The organism is Rhodococcus sp. Z13, from assembly GCF_025837095.1.
GTDB classification, from domain to species: Bacteria; Actinomycetota; Actinomycetes; order Mycobacteriales; family Mycobacteriaceae; genus Rhodococcus; species Rhodococcus sacchari.
Genome location: NZ_CP107551.1, coordinates 306,353 through 320,371, shown reverse-complemented (window position 1 = coordinate 320,371; position 14,019 = coordinate 306,353). Strand labels below are relative to the sequence as shown.

Annotated in this window: 12 protein-coding genes; 10 read left to right on the top strand and 2 right to left on the bottom strand. The window is 70.4% G+C overall.

The window, feature by feature from the left end; all coding sequences use genetic code 11:
* Positions 1–198: 198 nt before the first annotated feature.
* Complete coding sequence (locus OED52_RS01460; RefSeq protein ID WP_264152946.1) at positions 199–1,803, top strand: FUSC family protein; 1,605 nt, start codon at positions 199–201, stop codon at positions 1,801–1,803.
* Between the two features lie 47 nt (positions 1,804–1,850).
* On the opposite strand, the gene OED52_RS01455 is transcribed toward OED52_RS01460, so the two are convergent.
* The gene (locus tag OED52_RS01455; protein WP_264152945.1) at positions 1,851–3,437 is read right to left on the bottom strand and encodes a TRAP transporter large permease; all 1,587 of its coding nucleotides are present in this window, start codon (positions 3,435–3,437) and stop codon (positions 1,851–1,853) included.
* Positions 3,438–3,811: 374 nt separating this feature from the next.
* On the opposite strand from OED52_RS01455, the gene OED52_RS01450 reads away from it, so the two are divergent.
* Positions 3,812–5,182, top strand: a complete 1,371-nt coding sequence (locus OED52_RS01450) for an MFS transporter (protein WP_264152944.1) — start codon at positions 3,812–3,814, stop codon at positions 5,180–5,182.
* 21 nt (positions 5,183–5,203) lie between these two features.
* Here the strand turns inward: OED52_RS01450 and OED52_RS01445 are convergent, their stop codons facing one another.
* On the bottom strand, positions 5,204–6,859 hold the full coding sequence (locus OED52_RS01445) for a helix-turn-helix domain-containing protein (protein WP_264152943.1): 1,656 nt from the start codon (positions 6,857–6,859) through the stop codon (positions 5,204–5,206).
* Positions 6,860–7,179: 320 nt separating this feature from the next.
* On the opposite strand from OED52_RS01445, the gene OED52_RS01440 reads away from it, so the two are divergent.
* The 8 genes from OED52_RS01440 to OED52_RS01405 all read left to right on the top strand — a co-directional run bounded on the left by OED52_RS01440 (position 7,180) and on the right by OED52_RS01405 (position 13,986).
* Positions 7,180–7,629, top strand: coding sequence for a GlcG/HbpS family heme-binding protein (locus tag OED52_RS01440; protein ID WP_264152942.1), 450 nt, complete (start codon positions 7,180–7,182; stop codon positions 7,627–7,629).
* Positions 7,630–7,691: 62 nt separating this feature from the next.
* Positions 7,692–8,411, top strand: a complete 720-nt coding sequence (locus tag OED52_RS01435; RefSeq protein ID WP_264152941.1) for a TenA family transcriptional regulator — start codon at positions 7,692–7,694, stop codon at positions 8,409–8,411.
* Between the two features lie 70 nt (positions 8,412–8,481).
* A complete protein-coding gene (locus tag OED52_RS01430) occupies positions 8,482–8,859 on the top strand; it encodes a Rieske (2Fe-2S) protein (protein ID WP_264152940.1) in 378 nt (125 codons plus the stop codon).
* Positions 8,856–10,082 carry an NAD(P)/FAD-dependent oxidoreductase gene (locus OED52_RS01425; RefSeq protein WP_264152939.1) on the top strand — a complete coding sequence of 409 codons (1,227 nt, stop codon included), beginning with the start codon at positions 8,856–8,858 and terminating at the stop codon, positions 10,080–10,082. The genes OED52_RS01430 and OED52_RS01425 overlap by 4 nt, the downstream gene beginning before the upstream one ends.
* Entirely contained in the window at positions 10,079–11,527 is a 1,449-nt protein-coding gene (locus OED52_RS01420) for an aldehyde dehydrogenase family protein (protein WP_264152938.1), read from the top strand. The genes OED52_RS01425 and OED52_RS01420 overlap by 4 nt, the downstream gene beginning before the upstream one ends.
* Before the next feature lie 41 nt (positions 11,528–11,568).
* Positions 11,569–11,925 (top strand): Rieske (2Fe-2S) protein, encoded by a 357-nt coding sequence (locus OED52_RS01415; RefSeq protein ID WP_264152937.1) that lies wholly within the window; start codon positions 11,569–11,571, stop codon positions 11,923–11,925.
* Entirely contained in the window at positions 11,922–13,523 is a 1,602-nt protein-coding gene (locus OED52_RS01410) for a gamma-glutamyltransferase family protein (protein ID WP_264152936.1), read from the top strand. The genes OED52_RS01415 and OED52_RS01410 overlap by 4 nt, the downstream gene beginning before the upstream one ends.
* 22 nt (positions 13,524–13,545) lie before the next feature.
* A complete protein-coding gene (locus OED52_RS01405; RefSeq protein ID WP_264152935.1) occupies positions 13,546–13,986 on the top strand; it encodes a RidA family protein in 441 nt (146 codons plus the stop codon).
* Positions 13,987–14,019: the final 33 nt, after the last annotated feature.

The following is a 14,019-nucleotide window of genomic DNA, read 5'->3' as shown; positions in this document are numbered from 1 at the left end:
GTCGTTCCTTCGGATCGGGGTGGCGCCCTGTGCGCCGTTGAGAACGACGATCCGGTGCCCGGCGTCCCGGACTGAAGGGACGACCGTCCCGACCTGCCGGGAACTTCACCCGTCGAGTTCCGGGAGGGGCGTGAGTTGTGTCTCGGCTCGGCTTCCCGTCTGGTCGCCCGTACCTCGGGGTTCCTAGGCTGGACTCTCGTGTCGGAGCGGAGCGGGGAACAGCAGGTGATCGATCTTTCGCTGCCCACCCCGGTGCCGTTGCGGAGCGCGATGCTCACCGTGCCCCGGCAGGGACGCAAGTGGCCCGGTGCGGTGCGCGCCGCCCTGACCGTCGCTCTTCCCGGTCTCCTCGGTGTCGCGCTGGGCTTCGGCGCGGTCCCGGCCGTCGCCACCCTCGGCGCGTTCGCCGTGGTCTACGGCGAGCAGCGTGCCTATCGGGTGCGCTGGCGGGTGGTCGCCGTCGTCGGTGCGGTGCTCGTGGTGCTCGCGACGCTCGGTGCCGCCGCCGGGTCGGTGGTGCACGACGCCCTCGGATCGGGCGGGTCGGCGTGGTGGTACCTGCTGGTGATCGCCGCGATGACCGTCACCGTCGCGACCTGCGCCTTCGTCGTCGACGCGTTGCGGCTGGGGTCGCCCGGGGCGTTCCTGATGCTGTTGTCCCTGGAGATCGCGTCCGCCCTGCCCGCCGCGGGGGTCTCCGTCCCGACGGTCACAGCGTGGACGGCGATCGGGGCGGGCACCGCACTTGTGATCTCCGTGTCGGGCGCCTGCGTGCGGCCGCACACCCCGGAGCGCACCGCCGTCGCCGCCGCGGTCGCGGCCGTGGACAGAGTGACCGCGGAGAACACGGCGGCCCATCGCCGGTCCGCCGTCCACGACCTGCACGCGGCCTGGCAGTGCCTGCACGACGCGGGGCTCGTCGGCTCGGGGCATCCGCTCGAGCGGACGCTGTCCGCGGCCCACGCGCGGTGCGCGGCGCTGCTGCACTCCCCCGGCGACGGTGAACCGGTTCCCGAGGACGACCTGCGTCCGCAGATCCCCCTGCCGCGGCCGTCGGTGGGCTACCGCCTGCGGCGCGCCGCCGGTCTGCGAGGACGCTCGGCGACCATCGCGCTGCGGTTGCTCGTCGCCGGGCCGGCGGCGGGCACGATCGCGATCGTGCTGGGCGTCGGGCGACCGGACTGGGCGGTCATCACCGCCGCGATGATCCTGCACCAGGGACCGGACCGGATCCTCGGCTCCTACCGGGCCCTGCACCGGTTCGTCGGTACCGTGCTCGGTCTCGTCGTGCTCGCCTGTCTGACGCCGTTCCATCCGAGCGGTGCCGCGCTCGTCGTGGTGCTCGCCGCGGTGTTCGCCGGCATCGAGATGTTCCTGGTGCGTCACTACGGCCTGGCGATGACCTTCATAACCCCGCTCGTGATCGTCCTGGGTGGGCTCGGCGCCCCGGCCGACCCGGAGACCACCGCCCGCGACCGGTTCCTCGAAACGGTGATCGGGGTGTGCGTCGCGCTGTTCGTGCTGTGGGGTCTGTGGCCGCGCGCCCACCGCCGGATCCTGGTCTACGCCGACGGCCGCGTCCGCGACACGATCGCGCGGATCACCGCGGCGACCGACCCGCACGACCTGCCCGAACTGCGCCGGGACCTGGAGTTCGACCTGCAGGCCTCGACGACGGCGGCCGTGATCGCCGCGCACACCGAACCGGAGTGGACCCGGCAGCGCTGGGCCGGGCACCACGAGCTCCACCACCTCGGCCACCTGATCCTCACCTCGCCGCAGCGCGTCGCCCCGGGCGCGTAGGTCCGGTTCGGACCGACGGGCACCCGGGGCGACGGGAGCGGGGTTCGTCAGAAGACGAGCACGGCGAAGACGGTGGAGAGCACGAGTCCCGCCATGACCGGCAGGAAGCACTTCCGGGCGAGGTCCAGGACGGGAACGCGGGCGAAACCGGCCACCGCGACGAGCGAGGACCAGGCGATGATCACGCCGCCGCCCGCCCAGATGTTGCCCATCTGCCCGATCGCCGCGAGGGTCGCGGGGTCGACGTCCACAGCGGGGCCGAGGGCGCCGGACAGGGCTCCGGTGAGGGGCAGGCCGCTGAAGCCGGAGCCGTCCAGGCCGGCGACGACACCGATGAGCAGGATGGCGAACGAGGTGACGAACGCGTTCTGCGGCAGGTGCGCCTGCACGGCGGTGACCAGGTCGAACAGGATCGCCGGGCCGGGGGCCTCGACGGGCATGCCGAGGATGGTCGTGGCGAACTCCGGGTTGCCGATGAAGAAGAAGCCGGCGATCGGCAGCACGCACCCCATGGCCTTGAACGCGAAGACCAGGCCGTCGACGAGATGGTCCGAGGTGGTCTCGAGGAAGCTTCCCCGGTCTGTCGACGCCGCGGCCGCGAACAGGATCAGCGCCGCGATACCGCCGACGATCGCCGCGGCGTCACCGCCCTGCAGCGGCGGCACGACCTCGGTGAACTTGCCCAGCATCAGGTAGACGATGAAGGCGAGGTAGGCGAGCGGGACCAGCATCGCGAAGGCCTTGGCGGTGCCGCGGCGTTCCTTCTCCTTCTCGTCCTCGGACGAGTCGACGATCGGATCGGTGGTGCGGGTGAGGACCGCGGTGGCAGCGGCCGCGCTCGTGCCGCCACCGGTGGGACCACCCGCGGGTTCGGGGCTCGGCGCGGCCGCGTGGCGTCCGCCGCCCCCGGCGCCCCCGGACGGTTCGTCCCCGTCGGTGTCGCCTCCCCTGCGAGCGGTCGATTCCCATTCGACGAGCAGGTCCGGGGAGGGAATGCGCCACGTCCGCTTCTGCATCAGATAGGTGATCACCAGGGCGGTGCCACCGACGATCAGCGACAGCACCATGGCCTTGTCGGCCACCGCGTCGGGGTCGACGCCGGCCGCAGCCGCCGAGATACCGGGGGCGACCTTGATGATGTAGTCCGAGGACAGTGCCATGCCCTGGCCGCAGATGGCGATGACCATGCCCGCGGACAGCGGGGACAGGCCCGCGCGGATCGCGACGGGGATGAGCACGGCACCGACGAGCGGAACGGCCGGGGTGGGCCAGAAGAACAGGGAGATGACGTAGGTGACCGCGGCGAGGACGAGGAAGCTGCTGGTGCCGGCGCGCATGACGCGGCGGAAGGGCGCGACCATCATCCGGTCGGCGCCGATCTGACGTAGCGCGCCGAGCATCGCGGTGACCATCGCGATGATCAGGAAGATGTTGAACAGTTCCTTCGCGGCGACCAGGCTGGCGTTGAAGATCGAGGAGAGCCCCGTGACGATGCTGCCGGAGAAGGTCAGTGCGGTCAGGAAGGTGGCGATGACTGCGGGAACGACGATGTTCTTCCGCAGGGCCATGGTGGCCAGGATGACGAGTATGCCGCCCAGGTAGACCCAGTGGGAGGCCGTGAGTTGTACGTCCAAGGCGTGTCCTTCGGCAGGAGAGCGGAACGGGTCGGGCTGTGTGTTCGGGCTGCTGTATTCGTGGAACTTTCCGCGTTCCGTCCGTCAGGGTCAACGAGAACCCTGCACATGGCCCGGGACACTACCTGTGCACTGTGTTCCATTTTTTCGATTTCGTGACATCCGGGTGCCCCGGTGTGAACAATTGCGACGATCGTGTGTCCGGACGTGACGAACACGGCAATTCGGTCACTTCCTGTGCACAGTGCCCTTTTTCGTCCCGCCACCGTGTGCACCTCGTCCCCGGTGAGGCGATGCACCGATCCGGCCGGTGATGCGACAGTGGGTCGACGGACCGGACCGAGGTCCACCGCACGACCGTTCCAGGGAGTTCGATGACCACACGCACGCAGGCGCCCGCCGCTCCTCCGGACACCTCCGGCGCCGGAACCCCGCTTGCACTGTCCGCACTCCTCGCCGGCACCCTCGTCGGCACCCTCACGAACAACATCATCAATGTCCCTCTGCCGCAGATCCTTTCGCACTTCGATGCCTCCCTGGAGGACGGCGCCCTGCTCGCCGTCGGATTCCTCCTGACGTTCGCGGCCTCCATGCCCCTCGCCGGCTGGGTGGGCGACCGCTTCGGCCGCCGACGCGTCTACTGCCTCGCCCTGCTGGGAACGGCGGTGTGCGCGGCGGGAGCGGCGACCGCCCCGACACTCGAGATCCTCGTGGCCTGGCGCGCCCTGGGCGGATTCGCGGCCGCAGCGTTCGCTCCGGCCGTCATGGGCCTCATCACCTGGCTCTTCGACGCGAATCGCCGTGCCCGCGCGGTGGGTGCATGGGCGACGGTCAACGGGATCGGGCAGGCCGTCGGCCCGTCCCTGGGCGGATTCGTCGCGGGCACCTGGGGATGGCGCTGGGTGTTCGTCCCTCTCGTGCCGATCGCGTTGATCGGCCTGGCCGGGACGCTGCGCTGGATTCCGGCCTTCCCCGGGCGGCTCCTCGGCCTCGACGCCGTCGGGGCGACGACGCTCACCCTGGGTTCCGCCGGAATCGTGCTGGGGCTGAGCATGTTCGGGAAGTCGGGCACCGCCCTCTCCGTCCCGCCGGCGATTCTCGCCGTCTCGGTGCTCGTCCTGGTGTGGTTCGTCGTCCACTGCCTGCGCGCCCGCGAGCCGTTCGTCGACGTCCGCCTGCTGGTGGAGAGCCGGTTCGCCCGCAGCGCGGTGGCGGCGTTCGCGCAGATGTTCTGTCTCGGAACGGCATTGCTGGCCGTACCCCTGAGGTTGACCGCGACCGGCACCTCCACCGCCACGGCCGGGATGATCCTGTTCGCGCTACCGGCGGTGATGGCCCTTCTCGCGCCCGTCGCCGGTCGTACCACGGACCGCATCGGCGCCCGCCGCGTCCTGCGATTCGGGCTGGTGGTCCTGGCCGCCTCCCAGATCGCACTCGCGGTGGGTCTGGCTGCACCACAACCAGATCCGATGTGGGTGACCGTCACACTGGCGGTGTCCGGGCTGGGGATCGCCGCCGTGCAGACCCCGGCCGCGGCCGGGTCGACGCGCTCGCCCGTGGGTGCCCAGGGCACCGGGCTCGGGGTCTTCAACCTCATCCGGTTCGGCGGTTCCGCCGTCGGTGCCGCGTGGGTGACCGTCGCGCTGGCGACCTGGACGGCGGGCATCGTCTTCGCGGTGTGCGCCGCGGTCGCCTGCCTGGCGTTCGCCGCGACCTTCCTCGGCCCGGACCCGGAGAACGACTGACCGACCGGACTCCGGATCCGTTCAGCGGTAGTTGATCTCGTGTTCGACGGACGCGTGCAACCGGTCGAGCAGGTCGAGGCGGACGGCGAGCCAGGCCGTGAACTGGTTCTCCGGGGTGCGCACGTCGATCCCCATGGACCGCGAGATCCGGTCCAGCTTGGACAGCATCGTGTTGCGGTGCACGTTGAGTTCGCGGGCGGCGGCGTTGACATTGCCACCGGCCTCCAGATAGGCCACGAGCGTGTCGTAGAGATCGCTGCCCGGCCGCAAGGGACCGAGGACGTCGCCGACGAACCTTCTGCTGCGGTCGGTTTCGGCGACCAGCTCGAGCACCCCGTAGCCGCGCAGGTCGTGGTAGGCGACCGAACCCGACATGTCCATGCGTTGCGCGATCCCCAGCGCGACCCGCGCCTGACGGTAGCTCTCCCGCACCTGGTCGGCGCCGCCGGCGGGAGCACCGTGCGCGACCGGCACGGGCCTGCCCCGGCGCCGCGACAGGTCCTCCGCGACGGCCTCGGCGTACTCGTCGATCTCGGCCTCGACGTCGCGGGGCTCGCGGTAGCGCAGTGACCGGACCACCACGAGCACGTCGTCGATCACCGTGACGTACGAGCGGACGGCCGGGTGCGGCAGCACGCTCGCCGCGTAGCGGGCGAGACGCAGCAACCCGCCGCCGGGTTCGCCGACTCCCCCGGCGGGGTTCTCGCCGTAGCCGGGTGCGACGAACACCGCGAAGGTGGAGGTGAGGTCGATGTCGTGGTACTCGGCGCGGGTCTGCATGTCGTGCCGACTGGAGAACCGGCCGTGGACCAGGGCCTGGACGAAGTCGCCGCGGGCACGTTCCTCCGCCTCGTCCACACTGCGCTGGCGCAGCATCTCGGAACCGATGATCGCCGTGGCCTGTTCCGTGACCACGGCGTGCTGCGCGAGGTCGTGGGGGCCGGGCACCGGTTCCGGAGCCAGTACCACCACCCAGCCCTCGAAGCGTTTGCCGAGGCGGATGGTGCTCGCCGTGCACGTCCACGTCGCGCCGCCGTCGGTCACCTCGACCACGCGGGTGTCGTGGTGCGACCGGGCGATCGACGCGGGCGCACCGGCCAGCGCCTCGTACAGCCGGGCCGTGAACTCGATGATGCCGGCGGGATCCATGCCGTGGTGCGCCACCGGCTGGCCGCGGGTGTCGAGGGCGACCGCGGGATGCTGTGCGAGCGAGGAGACCTCCTTGATCAGCAGGTCGAGTCCGGCGCCGCGGTGGAGCAGCCCGGCGAGAGTGGAGTGCACGTGCACGGAATAGCGCATGACGTGCACTTCCTGCGACAGCGACCGTTCGGCCAGCAGCCTGTTGAGGGCCGCGAAACCGACGGGTAGGTCGAGTTCGACGACGGGCAGGCCCGGAGGCAGGGCGCCGAGCGCGGCGGGCAGGGCGCCGTCGACGACGAGTGCAGCCGCGCCGCGCGCCGAGATCGCGGATACCGCTTGCATGTTGGCGGCGAGGGTGTCGGGGCGCACGTACACCGCGACGGCCGCCAGGTCGTCGTATCGGCCGACGACCTCGCCGAGCGGCAACACCCAGGTCAGCGCGCGATCGAGGTCGGATTCGCCCGCGACGACGCGGGCGCCGGCCATGAGCGGCTCGTCGAGTAGACCACGGACGGTCAGACGCGGACTGGGTTCCATGCGGACCTGCTTCCATCGAGTAGGGCGGGACGGCGACCGGTCTCCGGATACGACCGGATTCCTCGTCGTCGTGCACTCCCTACATCAGCTACCAGAGTCACATCGTCTCCGAACATGTGCACGTTGTCCATAGAAGTGCGGTGAATCCGAGTTGTTGTGACCATCCCCCTCGCCGTGCCGGGCTGTTAGAAATGAGCCACGCCGAACGGCAAGCCCACCGACCACAGCAGTTCGGAACGGGCGATTCCCTCCCTCCTCGAGAACACCTCCACACGGCTGCACAGCCCACCCAGACCACCCGACGGAGAAAGCGGAGACCGATGCACCGAATCCACCGAATCACCCTCGACGACGCACTCCCCCTGCTCGCCGCCGGCCGCGCCAAGGCCGAGGAGATCGGCGTCAAGCAGACCCTGTGCGTCTGCGACGAGAGCGGCAACGTCATTGCCCTGCACCGACTTCCCGGAGCCCGCCTGACCGGCGTCGACATCGCCATCGCGAAGGCCTTCACCGCTGCGGGCCACGAGCGGGCGACGCACCTGTTCAACGAGGGTCCCAACGGGCCGGCGCTGCCCGGCAACGAGGCCTTCGGCATCAGCCACATGCTCCCCGGCAAGTTCGCCATCTTCGTCGGCGGCTTCCCACTCGTCTACGACGGGCAGATCGTCGGCGCCGTCGGCATCAGCGGCGGCAACGGCGAACAGGACAAGGCCGTCGGCGCCGCGATGCTGGCCGAATTCGAGGCCCTCGTCTCGGCCACCACCCACTGACCCGTTCCGCACCGATCCAGCACCACCGAAACAGCCCGAATCCGAAGGGAAAGGCACATCTCATGACCGAACTGCTCGGACGCGACGAATTCCGCGCCGCACTGGAGGACGCCATCAAGGGACGCGAGGCCAAGAACGCCTCGTTCAGCAAGGCCTGGGCCGAGGGCAAGCTCGAGAAGCACCATTTCGCCCGCTGGGCCGAGAACCACTACCACTACGTGGGCCCGTTCGCCGACTACCTCGCGAACATCTACTCCAACACCCCCGACCACTACACCGATGCCAAGGACTTCACGCTCCAGAACATGTACGAGGAGGAGCTGGCCGACATCCGGCACACCGATCTCCTCATCAAGTTCGCCGAGGCGTGCGGCACCACCAAGGAACGGGTCGAGGATCCGAACAACATGAACGCCGTGACCCGCGGCCTGCAGGCCTGGTGCTACGCCGTGTCCCAGCGGGAGCACTTCGTGGTCGCCACCGCCGCGCTGGTGGTGGGCCTCGAATCGCAGGTACCGAGCATCTACAAGAAGCAGATCGTCCCGCTGCGTGAGGTCTACGGCTTCACCGAGGACGAGATCGAGTTCTTCGATCTGCACATCACATCGGATGTCGTGCACGGGGAGCGCGGCTATCAGATCGTGCTGGACTGCGCCGACACGCCGCAGCTGCAGCAGCGGTGCCTGCAACTCGTCCGCTGGGGGGCCGAGATGCGCTACTCGTACACCAAGGGTCTGTACGACACCTACGTCGCACCCGACCTGGAGTTGGCGTCCGCCTGATCCCGATGTGTGGGGAGCGGAAGCCGCGCAACGTCTTCCGCTCCCCGCCGCACACGAGCGAAGGAGAAACATGTCCACCGAGACCACGGATACCGCCGCCCCGCAGACCTGGGTCGCCGTCGCGACCGTGAAGGAGGTGACCCGGCGCCGCAAGGTGCGCGTGGAGGTCGATGGTGTCGCGATCGCCCTGTTCCACGCGAACGACCGCATCTACGCCTTCGCCGACCTGTGCGTCCATCAGGATCGTTCCCTGACGAAGGGCACGCTCCTCCACGGCCGTGTCATCTGCCCCGGCCACCAGTGGCAGTTCGACCTCGAGACCGGCTACGAGGAGGACCAGGACCTCTGCCAGCCGACCTATCCCGTCCTCGTGCGCGACGACACCGTCCACATTGACCCCACCCCACGACGCGACGCGCAGAACTCCGGAAAGGAGTGCACGGCATGACCGTTCGCACCGTAGTCACCGTCGGCGCCGGCCAGGTCGCCGCCGTCGCCGCCCGCACCCTGCGCCGCCGCGGATTCGACGGACGCATCGTCCTGCTCGGCGACGAACCCCACGCTCCCTACCAGCGGCCTCCCCTGTCGAAGGCGTTCCTCGCCGGCCGGGAGCCGGCCGGGTCGCTCGCGCTGCTGACCCCGAAATGGCTCGAGGCCAACGACATCGACATCCGCACCGGGATCACGGTGCGGCGCGTGGACACCACGGCGCGCATCGTCGAGTTCGACGGCGGCAGCATCGCCGCCGACGCGGTCGTCCTCGCCACCGGCGGCCGGCCGCGCACCCTCGCCACCACCGGCACGCGTCCCGATCTGGTCCACTACCTCCGCACCCTCGACGATGCGACCGCGCTCGCCGCGCGGCTCACTCCAGGTTCGTCCCTCGCCGTCGTCGGCGGCGGCTTCATCGGGCTCGAGATCGCTGCGACCGCACGGGCACTGGGGGTGACCGTGACCGTGCTCGAGCAGGCCCCGAATCTGCTCGGCAACGTCCTCGGCGCACGGGCCGGGACCCTCTGCGCGGATCTGCACCGCCGCAACGGCGTCGACCTGCGCACCGGCACCGGGGTCGCCTCGGTGACGACCTCGGACGCCGGGGTCCGGATCATCACCACCACCGGCGACGTGATCGAGGCAGACGCCGTGGTGGTCGGGATCGGCATCGTGCCCAACACCGAGGTGGCGGCCGCCAGTGGACTCGCCGTCGACAACGGCGTCGTGGTCGACGCCGGCGGTCGCGCCTCGACCGGATACGTCTACGCCGCCGGGGACGTCGCGAACCGCTTCTCTCCCCGCGAGGGCCGGCACATCCGCGTCGAGCACTCCGACAACGCGAACCGGCAGGCCGCGGTCGTCGCCGACACCATCGTCGGCCGCACCTCCCTCTCCGACGACCCGCACTGGTTCTGGTCGGACCAGTACGACAGCAACATCCAGTTCACCGGCACCACCGTCGGCACCACCGAGCTCGTCGTGCGCGGCGACACCGATTCGGGCGAGTTCTCGATCTTCTATCTCGCCGGGGACGTGCTCACCGCGGCCTTCGCGATGGACCGCGGCGAGGACATCATGGCCGCCCGCGAACTCGTCGGCCGCCGGGTCGACGCGAACCTCCTCGCCGACGAGGACACCGATCTGTGGGAGATGTACGAGGAGGTCGAGCCCGCATGAGCGTCACCGGACTGAACTTCGTCGACGGCGCCTGGGTGCCGGCGGCTTCGGGAGCCGTCTTCGAAAGGCGCAATCCCGCCGACGATTCCGATCTCGTCGGCACCTTCCCCGACTCCGATGCCATCGACGTGCGCAACGCCGTCGACGCCCTGGACAAGGCCGCCCCGGAGTGGGCCGCCACCCCGCCCGAGCGTCGCGCCGCGATTCTCGAGGCCGCCGCCGACCATCTGGAGGCCCGGGCCGCAGACCTCGTCGAGGAGCTGATCCGCGAGGAGGGCAAGACCCGCGCCGAGGCCACCATGGAGGTGAGCCGGACCCCGCTCAACCTGCGCTTCTACGCCGGTGAGGCCCTCCGGTCGACGGGCGCGACCTATCCGGCGCCCGGCTCCACCCTGGTGTACACGGTGCGCGAGCCGATCGGGATCGTCGGTGCCGTCACCCCTTGGAACTTCCCGCTCAACATCCCCTCCCGCAAGCTCGGTCCCGCGCTCGCAGCCGGGAACACCGTGTTGTTCAAGCCGTCCGAGATCACCCCGCTCATGGGACAGCGTCTCGTCGAGGCCCTGCTCGCCGGCGGTCTGCCCGCCGGGGCGATCGCCCTCGTCCAGGGCGACGGCAAGGCCGGTGCCGCGGTGGCCGGTGACGAGCGGGTCGCGGCGGTGACGTTCACCGGGTCCACGGAGGTGGGCAGGCGGATCCATGCGGCCGTCGGTCCCGACCGGCGGGTCCAGCTCGAGATGGGCGGCAAGAACCCCGTCGTCGTGCTCGCCGATGCCGATCTCGACGCCGCAGCGGCCCTGATCATCAAGGGCGCCTTCGGATTGTCGGGTCAGGCCTGCACCGGAACCAGCCGTGTCGTCGCGGTGGACGAGATCCACGACGCGCTGCTCGAGAAGGTCGTCGCCCGGGCCGAGCAGCTGACCGTCGGCAACGGCGCGGAGGCAGGGATCTCGATGGGCCCCCTCGCCAGCCGTGGCCAGCTCGACAAGTTCCTCGCCTACGTCGCGATCGGTGTCGACGAGGGTGCCCGGCTCGTGTGCGGCGGCACCCGGAGCGAGGCGTCGACGAAGGGGTTCTTCGTGCGGCCCACGATCTTCGCCGACACCACCCCCGGGATGCGGCTGCTGACCGACGAGATCTTCGGCCCGCTACTGGCCTTCCAGCGCGCCGGTTCCTTCGACGAGGCGCTGCGCCTGGCGAACGACACCGCCTTCGGGCTGAGTGCCGCGATCGTCACGAAGAACCTTGCGGACGCACAGCGATTCGTCGCCGGCTCGCGGACCGGCCTGGTCAAGGTCAACCAGCCCACGACCGGGATGGCCATGAACGCCCCCTTCGGCGGTTACAAGCAGTCGAGCACCCAGACGTTCAAGGAACAGGCGGGGCCGACGCTCATGCAGTTCTACCAGTCCGAGAAGACCGTCTACCTCTCCCCCGACGCCTGACCACGACCCGACACCCACCACACATGCCTGGAGGAAAGACCATGGAGTTCAAGCGAGTGGCCCGATCCGGGCAGGTGCCCGAAGGCATCGTCCGCCGGTTCTACGCCGACGACTACGAGTTCGCGATCTCCCGCCTGGACGGCAAGGCGTACGCGACGTCGAACTACTGCTCCCACCTCGACTGCCTGCTGTCGTCCGGCAAGCTCGTGCAGGACGGAATCGGATGCTCCTGCCACGGAAGCGCTTTCGATCTCGAGACGGGTGAGCCGATCTGCCCGCCGGCCACCGAGCCGATCAAGACCTATCCGTGCGAGGAACGAGACGGCGAGATCTTCGTCGGCATCGATCCGAGCGAACCCCCGGAAGGTCCCCGCCGTCGCCGGATGCGCTCGGCATGAGCGCGCAGGCGCTGCGACCCCCCGCCCTCGCGACGGGAGGCATGGTCGCCTCGAGTCATCCGCTCGCGAGCCAGGCGGGAGCGCGGGTCCTGGCCGACGGGGGCAACGCCGTCGACGCCGCGCTGGCGATGGCCGCGGTGACCTGGCTGACGCTGCCCGGCCAGTGCGGTATCGGCGGTGACGCCTTCGCGGTGGTCCGCGATCCCGACGGTACGGTCTGGACGGTCAACGGCAGCGGCTACGGCCCCGACGGTGGCACCTCCGCGTTCTACCGCGAACGCGGATTCGACGCCATCCCGCTCGACGGGGCGCTGGCCGTCGCCGTTCCGGGTGCCCCCGCCGCGCTGTCCGCCCTGCACGCCCGCGGGGCGAGCCGGCCGTTGCCGGAGCTGTGGGAGGCCGCCGCCCGGCTCGCCGAGAGGGGTCTGCCCTGCTCGGCGAAGACCCGCACCGACGTGCGGACGGCCCTCACCGCGATCCACGGGGACGCCGGGCTGGCGAGCGTGTACACCCCCGGCGGGACGGTGCCGCACGTGGGTGAACGACTCCCCCAGCGCGATCTCGCCGACACGATCCGCGTCCTCGCCCGGGACCCGAAGTCCTTCTACGCGGGCTCCCTCGCCGAGCGGTGTGTGGCCGCGCTGCAGGCCGGGGGCGCCCCGTTCACGGGCGACGAATGGCAGGCCGGCGCGGAGGTCGCCGTCGAAGCCGCCCTGACCGGCAGTTATGCGGGCGCGACCGTCCATCAGACCCCACTGCCGACCCCCGGGTGGATGGTGCTGCAGCAGGCCGCCCTGTCCGACGGCGTACTGGCCTCCGAACAGTGGCTCGGCGCGACCGCCGTCGACCGGATGGCCCGGGCCGCGACGATCGCGTTCGAGGACCGGTTGCGCTGGTGCGGTTCCGACAACGACGGGGCCGACCGTGCACTGACCCCGGCGAACATCGCGGCGGGCCGTGCCCGGCTCGAGAACCGAAGTCCTGTCGGGGCGTTCACGGTGTCGGGTGGGGACACGACCTCACTGGTCGCCGTGGACGCCGAGGGCCGCGCGGTCTCGTTCATCCACTCCCTCGCCTTCACCTTCGGCGCCAAGTTCACGGTGCCGGGCACGGGCATCGTGCTCAACAACCGGCTCGGCCGGGGCGCCTATCTGATGGACGGGCATCCCAACGAGGTGGCGCCACGACGCAAGCCCCTGCACACCCTCAACGCATGGATCGTCACCGACAGCGCCGGGGAACTGAAGCACGTCGGCAACACCCCGGGTGGAGACGGTCAGGTGCAGTGGAACTTCCAGCTGCTGTCGCACCTGCTCGATCACGGACTCGATCCCCAGCAGGCGGTCTCGGCGCCCCGGTTCACGGTCTTCCCCGGTTCCGACGCCGACGTCCTGGGACAACCGACGGAACTGCGCATCGAGGAGCGTGTCCCCGAGGAGATCCGGTCCTCCCTCGCAGAACGCGGCCACCGGGTGACCACGCTCGACGCGTTCGGCGCCGACGGCAGCGCCCAGGTCGTCTCGCTCGACGAGCGCGGGGTGCTGCTCGGCGGCAGCGATCCCAGACAGGAAGGAGTGGCGCTCGGTGTCGAATTCTGATGTCGTGTCGAATTCTGGTGTCGTGTCGAACTCTGAAGCCGTCCAGGATGTTTCCGCCCCCGTTCCCCAGGGCCGGTACGTGCCCGCCGTGTATGCGAACGGCACGGTGCGCACCGCCGGGATGACACCGCGGCGGGACGGGGTCCTGGTCCTCACCGGCCGAGTGGGGGCGGAGGTGTCCGTCGAGGACGCCCGGTCCGCGGCCGCCCTCGCCGTGGGGAACGCGCTCGCCGCGGTGCGTTCGGCGCTCCCCGCCGGCCGTGGGTTCCGGCCCGTCGAGATGGTGGTCTACGTTGCCACGGCGCCCGGGTTCACAGCCCTGTCCACGGTTGCGGACGGAGCGTCCGAGGTGATCGAACGTGAGCTCGGCCCCGAGAACCTGCCCGCGCGCAGCGCGATCGGCGTCCACACCCTGCCGGGAGATGCGCCGGTCGAGATCGCTCTCACCGCCGCGGTCTCCTGAGCTGCGGATTCCTGATCGCCGCCGTGGGGTATG